18 protein-coding genes and 1 pseudogene are annotated in these 23,501 nt (G+C 46.3%); 10 read left to right on the forward strand and 9 right to left on the reverse strand.

Going from position 1 to position 23,501, the window contains the following annotated elements:
* Positions 1–15 precede the first annotated feature (15 nt).
* A pseudogene (gene recQ, locus GSQ66_RS11330) lies at positions 16–2,192 on the reverse strand (DNA helicase RecQ).
* Positions 2,193–2,260: 68 nt separating this feature from the next.
* On the opposite strand from recQ, the gene GSQ66_RS11335 reads away from it, so the two are divergent.
* Together GSQ66_RS11335 and GSQ66_RS11340 are read left to right on the forward strand one after the other, a co-directional pair.
* On the forward strand, positions 2,261–3,232 hold the full coding sequence (locus GSQ66_RS11335; RefSeq protein ID WP_162427578.1) for a KpsF/GutQ family sugar-phosphate isomerase: 972 nt from the start codon (positions 2,261–2,263) through the stop codon (positions 3,230–3,232).
* A 9-nt stretch (positions 3,233–3,241) separates the two neighbouring features.
* A complete protein-coding gene (locus GSQ66_RS11340) occupies positions 3,242–4,318 on the forward strand; it encodes a mannose-1-phosphate guanylyltransferase (RefSeq protein WP_162427579.1) in 1,077 nt (358 codons plus the stop codon).
* Positions 4,319–4,631: 313 nt separating this feature from the next.
* Here GSQ66_RS11340 and GSQ66_RS11345 read toward each other — a convergent pair whose 3' ends face one another.
* The 5 genes from GSQ66_RS11345 to GSQ66_RS11365 form a co-directional block, all read right to left on the reverse strand.
* Entirely contained in the window at positions 4,632–4,856 is a 225-nt protein-coding gene (locus GSQ66_RS11345) for a hypothetical protein (protein ID WP_162427580.1), read from the reverse strand.
* A gap of 292 nt (positions 4,857–5,148) precedes the next feature.
* A complete protein-coding gene (gene rlmB, locus GSQ66_RS11350; RefSeq protein ID WP_162427581.1) occupies positions 5,149–5,964 on the reverse strand; it encodes a 23S rRNA (guanosine(2251)-2'-O)-methyltransferase RlmB in 816 nt (271 codons plus the stop codon).
* On the reverse strand, positions 5,937–7,172 hold the full coding sequence (locus GSQ66_RS11355; protein ID WP_238395653.1) for a GWxTD domain-containing protein: 1,236 nt from the start codon (positions 7,170–7,172) through the stop codon (positions 5,937–5,939). Before GSQ66_RS11355 ends, rlmB begins: the two co-directional genes overlap by 28 nt.
* 85 nt (positions 7,173–7,257) lie before the next feature.
* Positions 7,258–10,230: a glycosyltransferase family 117 protein gene (locus tag GSQ66_RS11360; protein ID WP_162427582.1), complete on the reverse strand. Its 2,973-nt coding sequence runs from the start codon at positions 10,228–10,230 to the stop codon at positions 7,258–7,260.
* A gap of 228 nt (positions 10,231–10,458) precedes the next feature.
* The gene (locus tag GSQ66_RS11365; protein ID WP_162427583.1) at positions 10,459–11,067 is read right to left on the reverse strand and encodes a T9SS type A sorting domain-containing protein; all 609 of its coding nucleotides are present in this window, start codon (positions 11,065–11,067) and stop codon (positions 10,459–10,461) included.
* Positions 11,068–11,558: 491 nt separating this feature from the next.
* Between GSQ66_RS11365 and GSQ66_RS11370 the strand changes: the two genes are divergently transcribed.
* Complete coding sequence (locus GSQ66_RS11370; protein ID WP_162427584.1) at positions 11,559–13,070, forward strand: T9SS type A sorting domain-containing protein; 1,512 nt, start codon at positions 11,559–11,561, stop codon at positions 13,068–13,070.
* 87 nt (positions 13,071–13,157) lie between these two features.
* Here GSQ66_RS11370 and GSQ66_RS11375 read toward each other — a convergent pair whose 3' ends face one another.
* Positions 13,158–13,907, reverse strand: coding sequence for a biotin--[acetyl-CoA-carboxylase] ligase (locus GSQ66_RS11375; RefSeq protein WP_162427585.1), 750 nt, complete (start codon positions 13,905–13,907; stop codon positions 13,158–13,160).
* 49 nt (positions 13,908–13,956) lie between these two features.
* On the opposite strand from GSQ66_RS11375, the gene rsfS reads away from it, so the two are divergent.
* The 5 genes from rsfS (at position 13,957) to GSQ66_RS11400 (ending at position 18,749) form a co-directional block, all read left to right on the forward strand.
* Positions 13,957–14,331 carry a ribosome silencing factor gene (gene rsfS / locus GSQ66_RS11380; protein ID WP_162427586.1) on the forward strand — a complete coding sequence of 125 codons (375 nt, stop codon included), beginning with the start codon at positions 13,957–13,959 and terminating at the stop codon, positions 14,329–14,331.
* A gap of 65 nt (positions 14,332–14,396) precedes the next feature.
* Positions 14,397–16,529 carry an ATP-dependent zinc metalloprotease FtsH gene (gene ftsH, locus GSQ66_RS11385; RefSeq protein WP_162427587.1) on the forward strand — a complete coding sequence of 711 codons (2,133 nt, stop codon included), beginning with the start codon at positions 14,397–14,399 and terminating at the stop codon, positions 16,527–16,529.
* A gap of 10 nt (positions 16,530–16,539) precedes the next feature.
* The gene (locus tag GSQ66_RS11390; RefSeq protein ID WP_162427588.1) at positions 16,540–17,190 is read left to right on the forward strand and encodes a LutC/YkgG family protein; all 651 of its coding nucleotides are present in this window, start codon (positions 16,540–16,542) and stop codon (positions 17,188–17,190) included.
* Positions 17,174–17,944: a UDP-2,3-diacylglucosamine diphosphatase gene (locus tag GSQ66_RS11395; RefSeq protein WP_162427589.1), complete on the forward strand. Its 771-nt coding sequence runs from the start codon at positions 17,174–17,176 to the stop codon at positions 17,942–17,944. The genes GSQ66_RS11390 and GSQ66_RS11395 overlap by 17 nt, the downstream gene beginning before the upstream one ends.
* Positions 17,934–18,749: a hypothetical protein gene (locus GSQ66_RS11400; protein WP_162427590.1), complete on the forward strand. Its 816-nt coding sequence runs from the start codon at positions 17,934–17,936 to the stop codon at positions 18,747–18,749. Before GSQ66_RS11395 ends, GSQ66_RS11400 begins: the two co-directional genes overlap by 11 nt.
* Positions 18,750–18,786: 37 nt before the next feature.
* Here GSQ66_RS11400 and GSQ66_RS11405 read toward each other — a convergent pair whose 3' ends face one another.
* The gene (locus GSQ66_RS11405; protein WP_162427591.1) at positions 18,787–19,659 is read right to left on the reverse strand and encodes a GNAT family N-acetyltransferase; all 873 of its coding nucleotides are present in this window, start codon (positions 19,657–19,659) and stop codon (positions 18,787–18,789) included.
* Between the two features lie 38 nt (positions 19,660–19,697).
* Positions 19,698–21,122 (reverse strand): lipopolysaccharide biosynthesis protein, encoded by a 1,425-nt coding sequence (locus GSQ66_RS11410; RefSeq protein WP_162427592.1) that lies wholly within the window; start codon positions 21,120–21,122, stop codon positions 19,698–19,700.
* A 192-nt stretch (positions 21,123–21,314) separates the two neighbouring features.
* Between GSQ66_RS11410 and ricT the strand changes: the two genes are divergently transcribed.
* Both ricT and GSQ66_RS11420 read left to right on the forward strand, forming a co-directional pair.
* The gene (gene ricT / locus GSQ66_RS11415) at positions 21,315–22,928 is read left to right on the forward strand and encodes a PSP1 domain-containing protein (RefSeq protein WP_202923341.1); all 1,614 of its coding nucleotides are present in this window, start codon (positions 21,315–21,317) and stop codon (positions 22,926–22,928) included.
* The gene (locus tag GSQ66_RS11420; RefSeq protein WP_162427593.1) at positions 22,921–23,391 is read left to right on the forward strand and encodes a gliding motility lipoprotein GldH; all 471 of its coding nucleotides are present in this window, start codon (positions 22,921–22,923) and stop codon (positions 23,389–23,391) included. Before ricT ends, GSQ66_RS11420 begins: the two co-directional genes overlap by 8 nt.
* Positions 23,392–23,501 lie beyond the last annotated feature (110 nt).

A 23,501-nucleotide genomic window follows, 5' to 3' on the forward strand; every position in this document is an offset into this window, starting at 1 on the left:
TCTATCGCTAATAAATTAGTTCGCGTACTCGCTCAGGAACTTAATGCGCATTAAACGCAGGTCTTCTTCTGTATAATCGTCGGTACCAAGTTCTTTCAGTGCTACCGCAATGTTGTCAGTGCTGGCGCTCATAAAGTAATCATAGATCTCCTCCTGGCGCTCTTCATCCAACACATTGTTAATGTAATAGTTCAGGTTAAGCTTGGTGCCGGAATAACAGATGTGCTCTACTTCCTCTATCAGTTCCTGCATGGTAAGGCCTTTAGATGATGCGATCTCTTCCAGGTCTACTTTCTTATCTATCTGCTGAATGATGTAGATCTTGATCTTGGATTTGTTGACAGTTGTTTTCACCACCACATCGGCAGCTGTTACAATGTCATTCTCATCCACATACTTGGTAATCATGTCCAGGAACGGCTTACCGAACTTCTGCACTTTGCCCATACCCACGCCGGCAATGTGCGCCAGGTCTTCTTTGGTAGTCGGGTAAACAGTAGCCATCTCTTTTAACGACGGATCCTGGAACAGTACGTAAGGTGGCAATCCTTTTTCCTTGGCCAGTTTCTTGCGCAGGTTCTTGAGTAAGTCGAAAAGAACTTCGTCGTGGCCGGCAGCGGCCTGTGATTGCTCATTCTCTTCGTCTTCTCTTACCTCCTGCTCAAAGTTATGATCTTTGGTAAGCTCTATCGGCTGCGGGTTAACTATAAAATTACGGCCTTTGTCTGTCAGCTTCACAACGCCAAAATTCTCGATATCCTTTTCCAGGTATTCTGATAACAGCACCTGGCGCAACACCGAACTCCAGAACTGTAGATCCTGCTCTTTGCCAATGCCAAATACTTCCAGGTTATCGTGCTCGTAGCTAGTTACATGCTGGTTACGCAGGCCGGTAAGCACTGCCGTTATGTGTTCAATAGTAAAGCGCTCCCCTGTCTGCTCCACAGCTTTCAGCGCATTCACAACCTCGTTCTGTGCCTGGAAACGCTCTTTCGGGTGCAAACAGTTATCGCAGAAACCGCAGTCTTTTTCGTAAGCTTCGCCAAAATAATGCAGCAACTGCTTACGACGGCAAACGGCAGAATCAGCATAAGAAGCCATTTCCTGCAGTAACAGTTTAGAGTTGTCGCGTTCGGTTACCGGCTTATCTTTATTAAATTTCTCGAGCTTAACAATGTCGTCGTAACTATAGAACATCAGGCAGTTACCTTCCAGCCCGTCGCGACCGGCGCGGCCGGTTTCCTGGTAATAGCCCTCTATAGACTTTGGTGTATCGTAGTGAATCACGAAGCGCACGTCCGGCTTATCAATGCCCATCCCGAATGCTATAGTTGCCACGATAACATCGCAGTCTTCGTTCAGGAAAGCATCCTGGTTGGCCATGCGTATCTGCGAGTCGAGGCCTGCGTGGTATGGCAGGGCTTTTACATCGTTCACGCGAAGCAGCTCGGCAATCTCTTCTACTTTTTTACGGCTCAGGCAATATACTACGCCACTCTTGCCTTTATTTTTCTTTACATACTGTATCAGCTGCTTCTTGGTCTTGTGCTTAGGGCGTACCTCGTAGTACAAGTTGGTACGGTTAAACGACGACTTGAAAACAGAAGCCTCATCCATCTGTAGGTTTCGCTGTATATCGAGCTGTACTTTTGGCGTGGCTGTAGCGGTTAGCGCTATAATCGGCAGGTTGCCGATCTGATCTATAATACCACGGATGCGGCGATATTCCGGACGGAAGTCATGCCCCCACTCCGAGATACAGTGTGCCTCATCTATCGCTACAAACGAGATGTTGGAGCTGCGCAGGAATTCTATAGTTTCTTCTTTGGTAAGCGACTCCGGCGCCACGTACAACAGCTTTACCTCGCCGGCCAGTGTTTCCTTCTTTACCTTGTTTATCTCAGACTTGGAAAGCGTAGAGTTAAGGAACTGGGCATTAACGCCAAACGCGTTCAGTTGATCTACCTGGTTTTTCATCAGGGCGATAAGGGCGAGATAACGATGGCCGTACCCGGCAGCGACAAAGCAGGCAGTTGATAGCACAACGACTTGCCGGCGCCTGTAGGCATAATCACAAAGGTGTTCTTGCCGTTAATAATATTATTTATTATCAGCTCCTGATTTCCCCTGAATTGATTATACCCAAAAACTTCCTTTAATTTGTTCTTGAGATTGACCTCTGTAAGTGACATGTAATTCCTGCAAAAAATAAGTAAGGTTGCAACGTACTCAAATAAGAGTACATTAACACAAATTTAACTTGAATCTAATTAATAATATAACTCAAATAGCAAAAAAAGTCTTACTATCTGAGGCCGAAGCTATCGCCAGACTGGCAGATTTTATCGACGAAGATTTCCAAAATTGCGTCGAAGCTATTTTAGACATAAAAGGACGCGTAGTTGTAACCGGGATCGGTAAAAGTGCTAATATAGCCCAAAAAATCGTAGCAACCTTAAACTCTACCGGCACCCCTGCCCTGTTTATGCATGCTGCCGATGCCATCCACGGCGACCTGGGCATGATACAGCCCGAAGACTTTGTGATCTGTATCTCTAAAAGTGGAAATACACCTGAGATCAAAGTTTTAGTTCCGTTACTTAAACGCAAAGGTTCCAAGCTGGTAGCGCTCGTATCAAGCATAGATTCTTACCTGGCCGAAAGCGCTGATTTTGTGCTGAATGCCAATGTAGAACGCGAAGCATGCCCCAATAATCTTGCCCCTACTACCAGTACAACAGCTGCCCTTGCCCTTGGCGATGCGCTGGCCGTTTGCCTGCTGGAAGCCCGCGGTTTCAGCAGTGCCGATTTTGCACGCCTGCACCCGGGTGGCTCGCTGGGTAAACGTCTTTACTTAAAAGTAGAAGATATTTACAAGCAGAACCAGGCACCTAAGGTTACAGAGAACGCATCATTACGACAGGTTATTATCGAGATTTCTTCTAAAAGGCTGGGTGCTACGGCTGTAGTAAAAGAAAATTCAGATGAACTCGTTGGTATCATAACCGATGGCGACTTACGTCGTATGTTGGACAAATATGAATCAACAGAAGGTATAATTGCCACTGATATCATGACCGCCTCTCCGCTAACTATAGAACCGGACCACTACGCTGCCGAAGCGATGGCCATTATGCAGGAGAAAAATATAACACAACTAATTGTAACCGACTCCGGAAAATTTGAAGGTTTTGTGCACCTGCACGACCTCCTGAAAGAAGGACTTGTATAAAAACTACCCATGAACAACAACACCTATGTGGTGATAATGGCAGGCGGCATTGGAAGCCGTTTCTGGCCAATCAGCCGTACTAATTACCCAAAGCAGTTCCATGATGTGCTGGGTATAGGCGAAACCATGCTTCAGATGACCATGAAGCGTTTTGAGCAGATCTGCCCGACCGAAAATATTTTTATAGTTACCAACAAAGACTATGAGCAACTGGTAAAAGAGCAGCTGCCACAGCTCAGCGATAACCAAATTCTGCTGGAGCCGGTGGGGCGAAACACGGCACCTTGTATTGCTTACGCCTCTTACAAAATTGCCCAGATCAACCCAAATGCCAACCTTATTGTTGCGCCATCGGACCACGTGGTACTGAAGCAGGAAGCCTTTAACCAGGTAATAAATACCGCTTTGGAGGCCGCCGCTGCCGATGATGTGCTCATAACGCTGGGCATTACCCCAAGCCGGCCTGATACCGGTTATGGTTACATTCAGTTTATTGCCGATGGTGATCAGCCTATTAAAAAGGTAAAAACATTTACCGAGAAGCCTAACCTGGAGCTTGCGCAGATGTTCCTCAACAGTGGTGACTTTGTGTGGAATTCCGGTATTTTCGTCTGGAGTGTAAATAGTATCCTGAACGCGTTCCGCCAGCACTTATCCGAAATTTCGGAGATCTTTGAAGAAGGCAACACGCAATACAACACTGACCAGGAGTCTAACTTTATAGTTAAAGCATACTCACACTGCCGTAATATCTCTATTGACTATGGCATTATGGAGAAGGTTGACAACGTGTATGTGGTTTTAGCAGATATTGGCTGGTCTGACCTTGGCACCTGGAACTCGCTGTACACTATTAGCCATAAAGATGAACAGGCCAATGTGGTTGACGGCGATATAATGCTCTACGACACGAAGAACTGCATCATTAAAACGCCAAAAAATCGCCTGGTTGTAGTACAAGGCCTGGAAGGCTACATTATTGCCGAACACGACAATGTGTTAATGATCTGTAAACTGGATGAAGAGCAGAAAGTAAAAGATTTCACGGCTGATGCCAAGTATAAAAAGGGCCAGAACTATATTTAATCTATAGTTTCCCTGAACTATAAAAGAGCTGAAACGAATGATCGTTTCAGCTCTTTTATAGTTCAGGTTGATAGCAGGATTTATTCAGACGCACCGAGATTTTGCAAACGCTCGGAGGCCTTTTGAGGGGCGGTTATAGTTTTACTCCTTCCCCTTTTATCGAGGGCCCCTACCCCAAAACAGGGGAAGGAGTTTTTGAGCTGTCGCTATAGTTAAGTTGTAGTCTTATAGTTAGTGTGTTAACCCACCCCTACCCCTCCCGAGAGGGGAATTTGGGCTTTGGTTGTAGTTGGGTTATTGTTCTATAGTTTAGCTATAGTTCTATAGTTTCCTTTATTGTCATTCCGACCAGCGGCAGAAAGCTGAGTTTGCTATAGTTACAGCCCACGAATAGGACAGGTTTACCTGTCCCTACGAAACTATAGCCACGATAAAGCGATGCAACTATAGCCTTTCCAACTATAGCTATCGAACAGATCGCAGTCTTTGGGTTGAGCGCCTTTGCTTTGTTGCGGTGCCGCCAGGCAACCCGAGGCACGAGGGTAGCAAGAAAGCAGCAGCGCGATGCCCTTATCGAGGGCCCCTACCCCCAAGACAGAGCCTCCCGGCCGTGGGGCATCAAAGCAAGATTGAAACTATAGGTGAGTAAAGCTCCCAGGATTAGAAGTGGCTATGAAAGAAAAGACTAGGTTCAAGGAGTAGAAAATCAAACTATAGAACCCAGATTTCTCACGCTGTTCAAAATGACAAAAGAGAAACTATAGAACTTGGCTTAAACAAAACAGGCTGCCTTTAAGGGCAGCCTGAAGTAAAGAATATCACAAAAAATCTTAGTTAGCCTCGCGCAAACGCTGACTCATGGCTTCGTAAAGAATAATACCAGTGGCTACGGATACGTTTAAAGATCCGATCTGTCCCATCAACGGAATACGGACTCTGGCATCTGCACGCTTCAGATACTCCGGAGAAATACCGTCTTCTTCGCTTCCCATCAGTATAGCAGTCGGGCCAACCATGTCTACTTTATCGTCTGTCAGGTTTTCTTCTGTTTTTTCGGTACAGGCTACGATCTGCACACCATAATCCTTCAGATAATCTATCGTTTCTTTCAGGTTTGGCTCGCGGCACACCGGTACCAGGTTAAGCGCACCTGCCGATGTTTTCATGGCATCCGCATTTATCTGTGCACCGCCACGACTTGGAATAACGATCGCATCCACACCCATACATTCTGCGTTTCGGGCAATGGAGCCGAAGTTACGAACATCCGTCACACGGTCTAAGATAAGCAGCAAGGGAGTTTTACCTTTTTCGAAAAGGGAAGTAACAATTTCGTGCAGCGGCAAATACGTGATCGGCGAAATGAATGCCACCGCTCCCTGGTGGTTCTTACGCGTCAGGTTGTTCAGCTTCTCAACCGGCACAGTTACGACAGGCACATCCAGTTTTTTGGCTTCAGCGAGAATCTCATCGGTAGTCGGGTTTTTTGCCCCACGCAGCAGAAATATCTTTTCCAGTACTTTGCCAGCCAGCATGGCTTCCAATATTGGCCGGGAGCCGAATATCATCTCTAATTTATCTTCTTTCGGAGCTCTTGGCCTGCCGTAGCTGCCACCGCTCAAATATCTGTTATTCCTGCTCTCCATTTTGCAACTGCGCTGTACCAGCTTTCTTCGTACTCACGACGCCGTATCAGCTCATAATGATTTTCGGTAAAGTTATTCTGTTTTTTCGTAAAAACGAACTTGGTATACGGTTGCATATCTGATTCGCGGTAGATCCAGGTTTCTGTATTGGCTATTCTGCTGATATCGCTCGGTGGCCCGAAGATCATATAGATCATGCCGCGGTCGGTGGTCCAGCCAGGTTTATGTGAGGTATAAAGTTTGTTAGCGTGCTCTACACGGCCATAATAGGTGCGGATCAGCTCTCGGGCAAGTTGCTTCTCGCCTGCTACACTCAGCCAGAAATCGTCTACCGCTTTTTTAGGATCACTTGCCTTAAATAGTTTTTCGCGCTCCGCAGATGTGGTAAGATAAATGAGAGGCTGCAGCATTTCTTTCGCCATTGTCACCATCGGATAGCTCCATGGTTCTACCAGCAGCCCTTTTGCATAAGGTGTCCCGGCCCATAGCAGGTACAAACCCTCTCTTTCGAACGTTACCGTATCCTGCGAGGCTATAGTTAGCGAGTCAAGCGGTTGAAGTGTTTTAGGTTGTAATTCCGGGCGCTGCGACATAGGTGGCAAAGCAGGTGAAAATTCAGTGTTAAAATAATAAACCTTCATAGCGGTTTCCGGACCAGGGTTTTCCAGTACCAGCGAATCAGAAGTGGTGATATAGTTTTGAATAAGCGGCCTACCGGTACTGGCAATTACCAGCAGGGCAGTTTTATCGAGCATGCCTTGCTGAAGGTCAATTTTAAAATCAGAATGGACACTGGCCTCCCCGGCAAACCGTTGCCATAGTTTAATGTGCAGTATATTCGGGCTCTTAACTATAGCTCCAGGTACAGTAATATCCATCCGGACACCTTCTTTGTTACCGGCACCAGCCTGGTCTGCTACCTGCACTGTATCTCTCAGAAGCATCTCGTTATTGTCTCCTCTAACGTGGTAAGTCAGCCTTGTGGCAGTACGATGCAGCTCCATCAGGCGGCTAACATCATAAAAGGACAGATAAAAATGAATACTATCGGGAGTAGCGCGCCAGGTATATTGCATGCTTACTTCAGGCGCCGGAGTAGTACGTTGGCCGGGTGCAGCAGACTGCTGTCCCGTTCTGGATACCTGCCCGCAGGATGCGGCTAAGCTTATGCTTAAAAGCAAACTATAAACTACCGCTTTCGGAGCCATACCTGATGCATTAAAAGGTATAAATAAAATAGGCCGGACTGTATACAAGCCCGGCCTATTTCTACTGTAAAATACTATTTTTTGTTTAACGACGCATACTTTGCAGGTATTGGGTAAACTGTCGTTCCAGCTCAAGGGCACGCTCCTGCATACCCAGTTCCTGAGCGGCAAACACCAGCTGCTGCATTACAAGCAAATTGGTCTGTATTTCCATATCAAAAAGCGCACCTTTTGACAGGTAATAATTTAGAGCCTGGCCAGAACTTTTAGCCATATCATTCAACAGCTTTTCAGCTTTCTTCTGTTCGCCTAACCCAGCGTAAATTGATATGAACTGCGGCGTATAGTAATCATAAGGAACGGTTTCCAGAGGCATTACCTTGAAACAGTAATCAACAAGTTCTTTCGCACGCTGCTTATTTCCCTCTGCCAGGTACGCTGCAGCCAGCTTTCCGAATTTATCGCGGGCATTTGCTGTAAAACGATAGTAATTCTCGTCATAGAAAATGCTTGGATCATCAAAATTACGGAACTCGAATTCCTTCATCAGGTTGTTATACATAACCTCTTTGTTCAGGTAACCTGGCGAACTAAGGAAACCCTGGTCCTTATCTGCTGATGTTTTAACCGGAACTATGCGCCAGGCCAGACCATCGAGCTGGAAGTATTCTGATAACCCAATAAAATCTGCACTGTTAACTGTAGTTGAGAAGTATATAGGTCTTTCCCAGTTATTGGTAGCCAGCAGGTCCAGCATAACAAGGTGCTTTTTCTCGAGCAACGATTTGTTGATCACCCACTTCATCTGATCTACTATCTCCCCTTCTTTCTCTTCCGGAATAAAGTTCATGTTATCCACTTTTTCCTTATCTACATTCAGCACAAAAGTCTTCGTCGGGAAGGTCAGCAGTGTATTGCCGCCACCGTACTGCACCTGTAGCGCCGGGTGGTTTTGCTTTACCAGTTCTATAAACTGTTTCAGGTCGATACCAGCTGCTACCTGCGGTTTCTGATCGAAAGGCAGATAATCATTTGTTCCCTGGCGGTAGTTCTCGATACCAAGCGTAAGCGGCCATGGCGCTGACTTGTAAGACGGACGCATCATCTGCTCTACATACCAGTCGGTGTTCAGGTAGCTTAGTACGGCCACGCGTACGTCGGTACGGTAACCCTCTACTTCCTGCACATACCATAGCGGGAACGTATCGTTATCGCCGTTCGTGAAGAGGATACCATTTGGTGCTACAGAATCAAGCAGGTTGCGGGCAGAGTCTACAGACTGATAACGTTTGGAACGATCGTGGTCATCCCAGCCTTCGGCAGCCATAATACCAGGCACCAGCAAGCAGATCATAGTTGCAACAGCGGCACGGGTGCCATCGCTACGCAGCACTTTTTCCAATAAGGCAGCCAGACCAACAACACCCAGGCCAATCCAGATGCTGAATGCGTAGTAAGAGCCGGCAAATGTATAATCTCGCTCACGCGGCTCGGATGGTGGCTGGTTCAGGTAAAGCGCAATCGCCAGTCCCGTAAAGAAGAATAACAGGCCAACTATAAAGGCATTCTTTTCATCTTTGCGCACCTGGTATATCAAACCAAGTATCCCTATAATAAGCGGCAACGCGAAGAAATTATTACGGGCTTTGCTTTCGGCAACCTGCTCCGGCAAACCTGGCTCATTATCAACAAACCACACCACACCGGCATTCTGCACATCGCTTTCGCGGCCTACAAAATTCCACAGGAAGTAGCGCCAGTACATGTGCCCCAGCTGGTAGTTCAGTAAATAACTTATGTTCTGCCCAAACGTTGGCATTTGCCCTTCGCGCAGATCTACCCACTTCTTATATTCATCTATGTGCTGCGGGTTGTCGCTATAAATACGTGGCAGCAGCGTCAGGTCTTTATCATCGTAAACAGGCTCAATTTTAGGCTGTGTCTCGATGTATTTCTTATCACCTTTAATATAACGTTTGGCACCTTCTTCCTGGCCAATTGGCTGTGCGTTGTACTGCGGACCATATAGTAAAGGACGGTCGCCGTACTGCTCACGCTTCAGATAAGACACCACGCTCATAATATCGTCCGGATCGTTCTCATCTATAGTTGGATCATAAGACGAGCGGATCGGGATAATCATGTAGGAAGAATAACCTATCAGTACAAAAACCAGACTTAGCAGAGCTGTGTTTAAAACGCGTTTGTTATGTTTTACAGAGTAATTAATGCCATAAGCGATAGCTGTTACTACAAGTAAAACAAATATGATCAGGCCAGTGCCAAACGGCATGCCCAGCGAGTTTACAAAGAACACTTCTACTCTGCCTGCCACAGAAGGCAGCCCCGGTATAACGCCCCAAAGGATTGCCATAACTATAACCGCACTGATAGCAAAAGCAACCAGGCCACCTGTTAAAGTTGGCTTATACAATCTATAGTAGTAAATAAACGCAAGGGCAGGTATAGTTACCAGGTTCAGTAAGTGGGCACCTATCGAAAGGCCGACCAGGTAGGCAATAAGCACCAGCCACTTATCAGAATGTGCTTCGCCAACTTTTTCTTCCCAGCGCAGCATGGCCCAGAAAACGATAGCCGTAAAGAACGACGACATAGCATACACTTCGGCCTCTACAGCTGAGAACCAGGCAGAATCAGAGAAAGTATAAGCTAAGGCACCTACTACACCGGCACCCATTACCAGCAGGATATTGCCTGCAGTCGGGGCTTCGCCTTCTTTTATAAGTAACTTTTTAGCAAAAATGGTGATCGTCCAGAACAGGAACAGCACCGTGAAAGAACTGCAGAGTGCAGACATCAGGTTTACCCACCATGCCACCTGCGACGGGTCGCCGGCAAACATAGAGAACATACGGCCTACCAGCAGGTAAAACGGAGCTCCCGGAGGGTGCGGCACCAGCAGTTTGTAAGAGCAGGCAATAAACTCACCGGCATCCCAGAAACTGGCCGTCGGCTCAAGGGTTAGCACATACACAACGGTCGCGATTAAAAATACGACCCAACCTACAAGGTTATTTATCTTTCGATAGTCTGTCATGGTAATTATTAGGATTGCGCCCCGAAAATACTAAAATATGTGAAGCGTACAGATATAATTGCTGATTGTTAATTGTTAAATTGTTGAATCACTATAAAGATAAGACGCAACGTGTTGCACCGCTACAGCTTTATAACTTACTAACTTTACTTCTTAGACTCCTCATTACCCTACATATAAAAAGCCGACCTGAGGCCGGCTTCTTACAATATATCGTTCACTTGGTAATTATTTCTGAAGGATCAGTCGCTTGGTTTCTACGGTCTTATCGTTAACAAGTAAACTATAGAAATAAACACCAGATGGGTACGGACTCATATCCAGCGTAATTTCTTTTGCCTCAGTAGAAGCCAGGTCTTTTGTAAAAATAACACGGCCTATGGTGTTCGATATCCTGATCTTATAGTTGTCGCCGCCCGACTGTGTAAGTGTTAAGCGGGTGTACCCTTTCGACGGGTTTGGATAAGCGTTAATGGAAGGCACCGTTTTTACATCGCGGCCCGGCATAAACGATGCCAGTACAACCGATGCATACAGGCTTTTCTCTGCTTTAGGCACTTCAACATGGAAAGATGGCGCTACGGCAGCTGCATAAATCTGCGAGCAGGTATGGTCTGCATCAGAGGTTATAAACACAGGGCGTGCATTTTGCGCTGATACCACAAGCCCCCCTTTCTTCTCCTGCTTTAGCTTCCAGATTTTGCTGCCATCTTTATAGACCGGTGCGACACCTTCTTCAGTGCTGTTTCTGATAGCGTTCGCAGCTATGGCCGTAAAGCCCAGCAAGTGCGAACTTACCAGTGTTGATATAAATAATATTTTTGTAAAAGTCTTCATATAGGCTCTTTAGTTTAACAAGCTACAGATCAGCCAGAAAATCAAATATAATGTAAAAGCTTGAATATATACTATTTTCTATCTGAAAATATGGCGAACATTTTCTAAAAGGTGCAGTCTTTCTGCCCTTTCACCAGCTTATTCAAAAATAATGCCTGTTATTCTCAAAAATCACAATCTCCTCTTTGTTTCCTGATTATCCCGGCACGAAAAAGCCTGTTTAACAATCTCAAATATAACTATACCAATACACCGGAATAAAACAATCCAATTTTAAAACCAACTATAGTTATAACACCTTCCACCTACATTCAAGCTTGATTATATATAAAAAAGCCTATACAGCTTAGATTTATACATTTTAATAATACTAAATCAAGAACATGATTGCACTGTAGCTATAACTATAGTTTATAGTGCAACTAGGCAAAAATAGTCGCGTTAGAGCAAATATTAAACTTATTGAAGATTACCCTATGAACTAGATCTACATGAAACCCTATATTTTTTCTTTACTAATGATTTTCCTGGCCTTGCAAACGGTTAGCGCCCAGGACGATCAGCAACCATCCGGATGCAGCATCACAGACGGTTGCTTAAACTATAGCCTCAACGGTGCCACCCGGCACGATGAAGATACCTACATCTTATCTTATACTTTAACAGTAAACTGTAACGCCCGACTGGAATACATTGCTTTTGAACTGCCTGAAGGCTCTGATGCAGACGAACCCTCCAGCTACTTTGCTTCTCAACCGGATTTTAATGTGGAAGATGGCAAGAGCGGCAAAAGTAACAAGATCGCGACAGACTATAACGCCATACAGTTTACAGCCAAACAGCAAACCAATATCAGCAATGGAACAAGCTATACTTTTGAGTACCCGATTTCTGTTAAAGACTATAATGCACTTGGTTCGATAAGAGTACAGGCAAAAGTTGCCGGAGCAGCACCTAGCAACATTGCCTTCGACCACAGAGTCTGCGCCCCTTTAACTACTACGCCTGAAAATCAAATGCCTGAATGCCGCATAGACCTTGGCGCTGCCGTGTTCGGGTTTACCGGAGCTACGAACAATGAGGATGGAACAACTTCACTCCGGTTCGCTATACAAAACAACACAGCCGAAAACGTAACTAATGTTGCCATCGAAATACCGGGCGCACCAGCAGACGTAACTATAGTTAGTGATAACAATGGCAATGCCTACCATGCCAACTATAAATACAAAGCTACTTATACCGATGGTATCCTGCTTTTTGAAGCCCAGAACACAAACGGCTATACAAGCGGCGCTATAGATTATTTTACCTTTACGTTGCCCACTGCTGCCTTTAACCCCGAGGAAAGCTTTACTATAAGCCTGGCAACAACTGCTGAAACTATAGTTACCGGCTTTAACACAGTTACCTGCGAAGAAGACGCTCCTATTACACCATTGCCTGTGGAACTGCTCTCGTTTAAAGGGAAGGCAACCCCAGGTGGCATAGAACTGAAATGGGAAACAGCCTCTGAAACCAATAACGACCGCTTTGAAGTGGAACGTAGCGTTGATGGCAAAAGCTTTGAGCAGATTGGATCAGTTGATGGCGCAGGAACCACCAGCATGAAGCAGAACTATAACTATACAGACTACGTGAGTCGTACCGGCACATTCTATTACCGCTTGCGCCAGGTTGATTATGATGGCACCCAGGACTATAGCAAAACGATAGCTGTAAAACTGAGCAGCTTACCGGGCGGTGGAAAATTTGCAGTATACCCTAACCCGGCGCTTGGCAACATTGTTACTGTTTCGGTACTGGGTACAGGCGCCGATGTGAACGGCGGTGTGCTACAGATTGTGGATATGAGCGGACGTGTCATGCTCGTACACCCGGTGGCAGCCGGAAGCCGTGAGATTGATGTATCGTTACCGGAACTGCAGCTGCCTAAAGGCATGTATGTGGTAAACCTGCTGCAGGGCACCGACAAACAGACGCAGAAACTGATCATTCAATAACAAGACTATAACACTTCATAAACCGAAGTACAAAAGAGGGAAGCAACTATAGTTCTTCCCTTTTTTGTGCGGCAGGCAAACTATAGCTCAGATGATATAAATGATCTCTTTAAAATCAAAAAAGCGTAGTTCGCCGTCCAGTTCCACACCCAGTCTGCCGTCTTCGTCTACACCAACTATGCAGCCTTCAATGCGTTTGCCGTCAACTATAAACCGATGCACTTCCTGGTACCGGTACAGCGCCTGCAGGTATTCGTACTTTAATTTGGCATGGCGCATATTACGCAGTTCCAGGTAACGTTTCTCAAGCAGCTCCAGCAGCCTGGTGGTAACCTCTTCCAAGTGTATAGTTGTACCTGTTATGGCAGAAAGCGACGTGGCTGTATTTACATCAAAATTGAGTTGATTTATATTTAAACCAATCCCGACAATACTGTGTTGTAAAGAATAGCTATTTATGGTATTTTCTATTAAAATCCCGCCAAGCTTCTTATCTTTAAAATACAGATCGTTAGGCCACTTAACCCGGGCAGCGGTAGCGCCGTATTCGTGCAGCAGGTCCAGCACAGCAAGCGACACTGCCATGTTCAGGTAAAACTGCTGCCTGACAGGAAGAAAAACAGGTGACAGAATAACCGAAAGTGTGATGTTTTTACCCGGCTCAGCCTCCCAATTATTGCCCCGCTGACCACGCCCTTTTGTTTGTTCTGATGTTATTACTGTGCAGCCCTCTGTGGCTTTATTTTTGATAAGAAGCTGTTGGGCCTCGGAGTTAGTTGATTCACAAACCGACAGACAGTAGAGCTGCCGGCCTATAAACAGCGTATTAGGCAACATAATTTTGACAAAATTTAATATTTTTGTAGTTCAAATTTAATCAGCACAAATGAAAGATAGTAAGATTGAGGCTAATTCAGACATATTGGCAGAGCTTGTAGTAAAAGGTATGCAGGAAAAAAAAGCAGCCGATATTGTCGTAATGAACCTTAAATCACTTAAGAATGCCGTTTCAGACTACTTTATCATAGCATCCGCAAACTCTGATACTCAACTGGACGCTATTGCCAGCGCAATAGAAGAGGAAGTCTTTAAAGCAACAAAACAGAACCCCTGGCAAAGCGAAGGCCGCACTAATAATGAGTGGGTACTGCTGGATTATGTAGATGTTGTTGCACATATTTTCCTGAAAGACAAACGTGAGTTCTACGCACTGGAAGAATTATGGGGCGATGCCCGTATTCAGCACGTAGAATCAGTTTAACTAACCCCGGGCTGTTAAAACATTTTATACAGGCCGGTGTTCTTCAAATACCTGATAATTAAACCATGGCAGAAAAAAATAATAAAGGCAATAATAACAAAAAAAAGAAGCCTCTGATCCCGAATACGCCTCCGCGTCCTACCATGCAGTTATGGATGCTTGCCGTGCTTATCCTGGTGATTTTTGGGCTGACCTACCTTAACAGGAGCAACTCTTCCGTAGAAACTTCGCAGAGAGACTTTGAGGAAATGTTGCTGAGTGGCGACGTGAGCAAAGTAGCGATCGTTAATAACAAAACGGTAGAGATATACCTGAAAGACGAAGCCCTCCAAAACGAAAAGTATAAGCAGGAGCTCTCTGATCGTGGTTCTTTAACAGTAGATAAAGGCCCGCAATATCACTTCCAGATTATTTCTCCGGAAATTTTTAACGAGGATATGACGGAACTGCAGAAAGATGTACCACGTGAGCAGCGCGTGCCGGTTTATCCGGAAGAGCGCACCGGCTTTATGGACTTCTTTGCAACATGGGGCTTCCTGATACTATTACTATTCGGTTTCTGGTTCCTGATGCGCCGCGTTACAGCTGGTGGTTCAGGTGGTCAGATATTTAATATTGGCAAATCTAAAGCGGCTTTATTTGATGCCGAGAACAAGGTAAAAATCACATTTAAGGATGTGGCCGGCCTGGAAGAAGCAAAAGAAGAAGTGCAGGAGATCGTTGAATTCCTGAAAAACCCATCTAAGTTTACTGTACTGGGTGGTAAAATACCGAAAGGTGCCTTACTTGTTGGACCTCCGGGTACTGGTAAAACCTTGCTGGCAAAAGCCGTTGCCGGCGAGGCTGACGTTCCGTTCTTCTCCCTTTCAGGTTCCGACTTTGTGGAGATGTTCGTAGGTGTGGGTGCTGCCCGTGTGCGTGACCTGTTTAAGCAGGCAAAAGCAAAAGCGCCGTGTATCATCTTTATAGATGAGATCGATGCCATTGGTCGTCATCGTAGCCGTGGCCAAGTGCCTGGTGGTAACGATGAGCGCGAGAACACACTGAACTCCCTGCTTGTAGAGATGGATGGTTTTGCAACTGACTCAGGCGTAATTATACTGGCAGCTACAAACCGCCCGGATACGCTGGACTCTGCCTTACTTCGCCCGGGTCGTTTTGACCGCCAGGTAAGTATAGACAAGCCGGATATTAACGGCCGTACCGAAATATTTGATGTACACTTAAAGCCGCTTACACTTGCCCCTGATGTAGATGCACGTAAGCTGGCTGCCCAGACACCTGGTTTTGCCGGTGCCGAAATAGCTAACGTTTGTAACGAAGCTGCTCTGATCGCTGCCCGCCGCAATAAGAAGTCTGTGGAAATGCAGGACTTTAACGATGCCGTTGACCGTGTAATTGGCGGTTTGGAGAAGAAGAACAAGATCATCTCTCCGGGTGAAAAGCGAATTGTTGCTTACCATGAGGCTGGCCACGCTATTGCAGGCTGGTTCCTGGAGCATACCGATCCGTTGGTAAAAGTGAGTATCGTTCCGCGTGGTGTTGCTGCATTGGGTTATGCCCAGTATTTACCAAAAGAGCAGTTCCTGTACACTACAGAGCAACTGATCGACGAAATGTGTATGGCTCTTGGTGGTCGTGCCGCTGAAGACATTGTATTCGGCAAGATCTCGACAGGTGCCCTGAGCGACCTGGAGCGTATCACTAAAATGGCTTACAGCATTGTAACTATGTATGGTATGAACGCGAAGATCGGTAACGTGTCGTTCTACGATTCGAAGCAGTCTGATATGCAGTTCAACAAACCTTACTCAGAAGCGACCGCCGAAACAATAGATAATGAAGTCCGCCTAATCATTGACTCTGCTTACCAGCGTACGAAACAGTTGCTGATAGAGAAACGTGATAAACTGGAGATCATCGCGAAAGAGCTTCTTGATAAAGAGATTCTGTTCCAGAGCGATCTGGAGCGTTTGGTTGGTCCACGTCCGTTTGATGCACTTACTACATACCAGGCACACACAGCAGGTACAGACAGAAGCCAGACAAAAAGCGAAGTAGAGCAGAATCATCCTGTTGAATTTGACGAATCAGAACAGTCAGATCAGCAAAATGGCAAAACTCCTGATGCTCCGCTAGAAAATGGCCGGCCTACTGCTGAACACGAAGATAACTTCAATTCAAGAACAACAGCTTGAGACAACAGGCATGTACGAAGCTAAAACCAAAGAAATAGTTTTAAGAAGAGTAAGAGAGGCGCTGGCTAAGCCAGCGCCTTTTCTGCCTCCTACCCCTGATTTCACTTCACCTCTTCACCACGCCTCCACCGACGACATGTCGGTTATATTTGTGGAGAACTTCCTGAAGAACAGTGGCGCCTTTTTTTATTGCGAAACTGAAGAAGATTTTTTTGACCAGCTTTATAAGTTCAGGCATGAGCAGAATATCCAGCACTTGTTTGTATGGGAAGCCAACCTGCAGAAGGCATTATACCATGCAGGCATAGAATATACTGATTCGGAACAGGATTTCCTGGCCAAAGCGGAGGCGAGCCTTACTACCTGCGAAGCCCTGATAACCCGCACCGGAAGCCTGCTGATCAGTTCGGCAAATGCTGGTGGCAGACGCTTGACTGTATATCCGGAGACGCATATAGTTATCGCCAAAGCAAGCCAGCTTGTACCGGATATTAAAGACGGCCTGCAGCATCTGCGCAACAAGTATAAAGACAACTTCCCATCGATGGTGAGTTTGGTTAGCGGCCCAAGCCGCACCGCCGATATTGAAAAAACGCTGGTAATGGGTGCCCACGGCCCGAAACAGCTCGTACTTTTCCTGATAGATGACCTTCAGAATTGATCAACTGGCGCCTGGTAAGAAAGTATACTTTGCGTCTGATTTCCATTTGGGTGTGCCTGATGCTGCAACCAGCAAAGCCCGCGAACTTAAGATCGTGCGCTGGCTTGACGAGGTAAAACAGGATGCCGCAGCCATACTTTTATTGGGGGATATTTTCGACTTCTGGTTTGAGTACCGCCATACCATACCTAAAGGCTTTATCAGGTTGCAAGGCAAACTTGCCGAAATAACTGATTCTGGCATACCGGTTCTTTTTTTCACGGGGAACCACGACATGTGGATGTTTGATTACTTCCCGACAGAACTGAACATACCTGTACTTCGTGAGCCGATCTCTACAACTATAAACGGCCACACTTTTTACATTGGCCACGGCGATGGTTTAGGCCCCGGCGACCATACGTACAAGATCATTAAAAAAGTGTTTGCCAATAAAGCCTGCCAGTGGGCATTTGCCCGCATACATCCTAATTTAGGTATTGGTATTGCCAACATGTGGTCGCGCAAAAGCCGCATCAGCAATGTAAAGAAAGATGAAGCCTTTTTAGGAGAAGACGAGTGGCTGCTGCAGTATTGCCGCGAAGTAGAAGCAGAAAAGCATCACGATTATTACATTTTCGGGCACCGCCATTTACCACTTGACCTGCCTATAGGTGAGAAAAGCCGGTATGTGAACTTAGGAGAATGGGTCAATTTTTGCTCGTATGGCATTTACGATGGTACTAACCTAACCCTGAAGCACTTTGAAGCCTAATACAACTATAGTTTTACTTTGCCTGCTGCTTTTAACGGCAGTAAATTCGGCTGCGCAACAGCCTGAATTAAAGTATATCCGAACTATAGGTGTAGGCTCGTCCACTGCCATTTCCACGGACCGCAGTGGTGCGGTGTACCTGTTAAATCCAAGGCGTAACATCGTGCAGCTTGACTCGCTGGGCCGGCTGGTTACGCTTTACTCCCCGACCGGCAATGCCAGGGTTACAACAATAGATGCCTGGAACCCGATGAAAGTGCTGGCCTTTTATGCCGACCGACAGGAACTGCTATTACTGGACAGGTTTTTGACGCCGATTACAAGTGTAGCCTTAGCTGATTTTGAAATAAACAATACGGTAAAAGCTGCCGCGCTTGCCGCTGATGATGGGTTCTGGCTTTTTGATGAAACTGACTTCAAGCTCAGCAAACTTGATTTACGCCTGCGCAAAGCAACTATAGAAACTCCGCTGAACCTGGTGCTGGACCGAAATAAGTTTGATATACGCATGCTGCGCGAATACCAGAACCAGGTGTATCTGCTGGACTATAACAGCGGGATCTATGTGTTCGATAACCTGGGCAACTATAAGCAGAAGCTACCGATAACAGGTGTATCTTATATTGGATTCCTTAACAACGAACTATACTTTGTAAAAGAAGGCGACCTGCACTTTTATGACCTGTACAAGCACCAGCAACGAACTATAGCTTTCCCGGAAGACAAGAACTATACAACTGCACTTGCTACTAAAAACCGCTTATATCTGTTCTCAGGCAAAGCGGCTGATGTTTATAGTTGGTAAATTACTGCTTCTGCTAAGAAGAGAACACAAACTATAGTTAGACTAACGGCATCAGCATCTCATACTGCCCCAGAAACCTGTTAAAATGCCGCCGCTTCAGAAAAGTCTTAAAATCAACCGCAGCAGCATCAACATTTATCAGCAGCAGGGCTGGCGCGGCAGTTTGTTGCATTGCCTGTTTTAAAAGTGCTTTGCCAACTCCGTGCCCACGTTTACCGGGCATTACGGCGAGCTGCAGGATGGTACCATTTTTTGGCAGAAACACAATATATCCTACCAGTTCCCGGCTTGTATCTCTAGCTTCCAGAATAACTTTTTCGTCGGGTGTATTTTTGATGGCAGCAGGAGTATTTTGCCAGGTTGGCTCTACATCCCAGAAATGTTGGTAAGTTTTCCAGTCGGGTTTGGTTACCGGCAAAATAGCTACATCGTCTGGCTCATCGCCAGGTAGCAGTAATTCGTCTTTGGTCGCTCTGAAACAGTCAAGGGCGCGGGTAACGGTAAATCCTGTAGCTTGATAAGATCTTATAGCAGGTTCATTTTCCTGTATCACTTCTAGCAGGCACTGCTCTACTCCGCTTTCGCGCAGTTTGGGTAACAGATGCACATACATTTTTCGGGTTAGCTGGTGGCGCCTATGATCTGGCAACACGCCTGTGCCCGCATTATAAGCGGTTGGTTTGCCATTAAATTCGCCGAGGCCGGTAAGTATAAAGCCCACTATTTTGCTTCCTTCATAAGCTGCCACACAAAAAGCCGGATCTATACTTTCGCGTTTCAGTTTTGTTTTAAACTGTTCTTCTGTAAGCTGTATTGGCACAAAATAATCTTTAAATGCCTCCAGAAACACCTGGTGAACTTCGGGCATATCATGCGCCGTCAGAAAAGAAAAAGTATAAGTAGATTCCATAGTTTTATAGATGTAAGAGCTGTCAGAACGCCAAAGGTTTATAATTGCAATTTCAGGTTTCTCCGGTAAAGGATAGCTGCAACTATAGCCCCAACGCCTGCTATAGCTGTAACTATAACTTTAACCATAATGGCCATGGCAGCCAGTTCGTAAACTACGAACAGCAACAAAACGGTTAATGCCATCCACGCCATAGGGTAATACGGAACTAACGAAGAATCTTTATAAGCTCTTATGTAAAAGCCGGAATAGCCCATGTACATGAGTGCCGCAAAAGTGGTGTAAGCAGCTGCCTGGTATCCAAAGATCGGTACAAGTATAAAGTTGAGCAACACATTACCTACACCTGCTACTACCGAAAGCCGCCATAGTTTGTTGGTGTGCTCCCGGTAGGTGAGCGTATTCATAACGGCCAGGTACATCGGTCTGTAATTATACCCCATCAGAATAATGATCGCTAAGGGGTAAGCCTGCTGCAATGCTTCGTTTTTTATCAGAACTATAAATATCTCCCGCATCCAAAGGCTGCCTAAGGTGGTGGCAAATAAAAACAAGGCCAGTAACGCAAACGTAAGGTGCCGGACCTGCAATGCTGCTGCTCTATCTTTTTGCTGCGCCAGGTAGGTAAGGTAAAAAGGCGATGCCGCCTGCGTAACAGCCATGGAGGCCAGCAAAAAATAAGTACCAAAACTGGAGGCCACGTTGTATAAACCAATCCGCTGCACAGGCACATGCAATATATTAAGCACCAGCTTATCCGACGTATCCAGCATAAAATTGGCCAGGTTATGGGGTATTACCGGCAGGGATATTCTCAATGAACTTTTAATCCGGCTCCATTTAAAATTAAAGATAGGCCAGAGCTTTTGCCGGATATATACATGGTAGCTGTTCAGCAGAAACCCCACACCCACCGATATGAAACCGGCATAAAACCACCCTCTGAACCCAAGCCCGAGGTAAGCTATGGTATAAATATTTAGGGCAACTCCAAGGGCTCCAACTATAAACGAGCGAAAGGCCAGCGGCAAAGGTTTCTGCGATAGCTGGAAGTATATGTTACTTTGCAGTTCGGTCATGGTAAACAACATGATCGGCAGCCCCGCCAGCAATGCAATCTCCAGCCGATGCGCAGCGCCCTCTTCCGGGACTAGAAAGTACAAGGCAACTATAACCAGCGACCCATAAACCAGCGACCATATCGTTACAAAGCCATTTAGCTGACGCCATACCCAGGGGTAGCGTTGCGGCTGCCTGGCAAAGCTGTTCATCATTACCACCGACAGGCCCAGGGTAAGCAGCATTGTAAACACCGAAACGTATGCTGTAACTATACCGGCCACACCATAATCGGCGGGTGTAAGGTAGCGGGTAATGATCGGGAGGGCCAGCACGCCTGCCAACCGTGGAGCCTGGGCCGCTAAACCATAAATTACCGCATGTGACAGTAGTTTCCGAAGCATTGCTTAAAATTATAGTTTAAATTCCAGCAACAAGCATGTAGCCTGTATTTTTGTAATCCGTATCAGGTTTATCGTCAGGCAGGTCCCGGCACTTTTCATGGACCGCTACAGCATTAGCACAAAAAATTAGTATATTTGTTAATTACCAGAATAGAAAACAAGGATTAACATAGCTATATAAGGAGATTAAAAGTGGGTTGTAATTCATGTTCCAGTGGCGGATGCGGCACCAAAAAAACCAGTGCAGATGGCACAGAGGTTGTTGGCGGCTGCAAAAGCAACGGCGGCTGCAGCACAGGAGGCTGTAACCGTTTAAATGTGTTCGACTGGCTCAGCGATATGGAAATTCCCGTGTCGTTTGAGGAGTTTGACATTGTAGAAATAAGATTTAAAGGAGGCCGCAAGGACTTCTATCGTAATACCAACAGACTAGATTTAACAACCGGCGACGCCGTGGTTGTGGATGTGCCAAACGGCCATCACATTGGTTTTGTATCGCTTAAGGGCGAGCTCGTACGTCTGCAGATGCTGAAGAAAAAAGTTGACAACAACGAAGAGATCCGCAGCATTTACCGCATTGCCACCGAGCAGGACATGGAGAAATTCAACGAAGTCCGTGACCTGGAAGGTGGTGCCATGTACCGCTCCCGCGAGATTATTCAGCAGCTGAGCCTGCGCATGAAACTGTCGGATGTGGAGTACCAGGCGGACAAAAGCAAGGCGACGTTCTACTACTCTGCCGATGACCGCGTTGACTTCAGGGACCTGATCAAAAAGCTGGCGGAAGAATTTAAAGTACGGATCGAGATGCGCCAGATCAGTCTTCGCCACGAAGCTGGCCGCTTAGGTGGTATTGGCTCATGTGGTCGTGAACTATGCTGCTCTACCTGGCTCACCGATTTTAAAAGCGTATCTACTACAGCGGCGCGTTACCAGAACCTCTCGCTTAACCCAAGTAAACTTTCGGGGCAGTGTGGCCGCCTGAAATGCTGCCTGAACTACGAGCTGGAAACCTACATGGAAGCGCTGAAGGATATCCCTACTGTAAACCGCCCGCTGCAGACACAGAACGGCGACGCTTTTCTGCAGAAGACAGACATCTTTAAAAAGATGATGTGGTTCGGTTTTAAAGGCGATAATAACTGGTACCCGGTACCGGTACAACGTGTGCAGGAAATACTGGAACTGAACGCAAAAGGTATTGCCGTAGAATCACTGGCTGTAGTGGTTGAAGAAGAACCGAAGCAGAACGAGTTTGTGGCGCAGGTAGAAGGTAACCTGGAACGCCTTGACGATAAGTATAAGGCCAAAAAGAAAAAGAAGAAGAAAAAGAAAGGTGCTCTCGGAAGTGATGCTGCACAGGCAGAAGCCGCTCCGATGCAGGGACCTGAGAGAAAGCCAAGATCGGAAATGGAGCCGCGCGAAGGTGAACAACGCCGCAACCGTGGGCCACGCCCCGACAACAGGAACCGCAACCGCGAAGGTGCGCCTGAAAACCGTGAGCCGCGTGCCGAACGCGATAATCGTGAACCAAGAGCACCGCGCGAAGGCAACCGCCCTGAACAGGCAAACCGCGATCGTGGAAACCGTGAGCGTGGTGAACGCAAAGAACGTGAAGGTATTCGTGGTGAACGTGAGAACAGGCCAAGACCAACCCGTGAGCCAAGAGCACCACGCGAAGGCGGTGACAGGCCTTCTCAGGCACAGCAGCCGGGGCAGGAAGGCCAGCATCCCAAAAAGCATCGTTCCAGAAAACCGTTCCGGGGAAAAAGACCGGATCAGAATAAACCAGACACCAATGTATAAGACCCTTGTTTGCTGGGCAGCAGCTTTCTTATTACTGCTCTCCTCCTGCGACCAGGCACGTGTTTATGAACAAAACATAGACCTGCCGGAAAATAACTGGGCTATAGATAACGCGCCTGTTTTTGAATTTGAAGTAAAAGATACCACCCAGAAGCATGATGTTTTCGTGAATCTGCGGTATGGCCTGGAATACGATTTTTATAACCTGTACCTGCAGCATGAGCTAACCGGGCCGGATGGAAAACAGCTATCCAAAAAACTGCACGAAATACTGCTGATGGATTCTAAAACAGGCAAGCCGCTTGGCAAGGGATCGTCAGACACGTTTGATCTGCAGCAGGTTATTCTGAGTAATGTTACCTTTCCGAAGGCCGGCATTTACAAGCTTAAATTAACGCAGTATATGCGCCGCGACCCGCTGCCGCACATACAGGCCGTAGGCATAAGAGTGGCAAAAAAATAAAATAATTTTATCATATCAGAAAGTCCCCGGTGCAGCATTGGCCTGTAACGGGGACTTTCTTTTTATCACTTAATCAAAAAAAAACCTGCTGCGTAGTATACCACACTAAA

The organism is Pontibacter pudoricolor (genome assembly GCF_010092985.1).
GTDB lineage: Bacteria > Bacteroidota > Bacteroidia > Cytophagales > Hymenobacteraceae > Pontibacter > Pontibacter pudoricolor.

Excerpts from the sequence above, each read along its gene's own strand:
- GSQ66_RS11355 (WP_238395653.1), bottom strand. The coding sequence starts at position 7,172 with ATGGCTCCGAAAGCGGTAGTTTATAGTTTGCTTTTAAGCATAAGCTTA.
- GSQ66_RS11395 (WP_162427589.1), top strand. The coding sequence starts at position 17,174 with ATGACCTTCAGAATTGATCAACTGGCGCCTGGTAAGAAAGTATACTTT.
- rlmB (WP_162427581.1), bottom strand. The coding sequence starts at position 5,964 with ATGGAGAGCAGGAATAACAGATATTTGAGCGGTGGCAGCTACGGCAGG.
- GSQ66_RS11390 (WP_162427588.1), top strand. The coding sequence starts at position 16,540 with ATGTACGAAGCTAAAACCAAAGAAATAGTTTTAAGAAGAGTAAGAGAG.
- GSQ66_RS11375 (WP_162427585.1), bottom strand. The coding sequence starts at position 13,907 with ATGTTGCCTAATACGCTGTTTATAGGCCGGCAGCTCTACTGTCTGTCG.
- rsfS (WP_162427586.1), top strand. The coding sequence starts at position 13,957 with ATGAAAGATAGTAAGATTGAGGCTAATTCAGACATATTGGCAGAGCTT.
- GSQ66_RS11370 (WP_162427584.1), top strand. The coding sequence starts at position 11,559 with ATGAAACCCTATATTTTTTCTTTACTAATGATTTTCCTGGCCTTGCAA.
- GSQ66_RS11405 (WP_162427591.1), bottom strand. The coding sequence starts at position 19,659 with ATGGAATCTACTTATACTTTTTCTTTTCTGACGGCGCATGATATGCCC.
- GSQ66_RS11420 (WP_162427593.1), top strand. The coding sequence starts at position 22,921 with ATGTATAAGACCCTTGTTTGCTGGGCAGCAGCTTTCTTATTACTGCTC.
- GSQ66_RS11340 (WP_162427579.1), top strand. The coding sequence starts at position 3,242 with ATGAACAACAACACCTATGTGGTGATAATGGCAGGCGGCATTGGAAGC.
- GSQ66_RS11410 (WP_162427592.1), bottom strand. The coding sequence starts at position 21,122 with ATGCTTCGGAAACTACTGTCACATGCGGTAATTTATGGTTTAGCGGCC.
- GSQ66_RS11360 (WP_162427582.1), bottom strand. The coding sequence starts at position 10,230 with ATGACAGACTATCGAAAGATAAATAACCTTGTAGGTTGGGTCGTATTT.
- GSQ66_RS11365 (WP_162427583.1), bottom strand. The coding sequence starts at position 11,067 with ATGAAGACTTTTACAAAAATATTATTTATATCAACACTGGTAAGTTCG.
- ftsH (WP_162427587.1), top strand. The coding sequence starts at position 14,397 with ATGGCAGAAAAAAATAATAAAGGCAATAATAACAAAAAAAAGAAGCCT.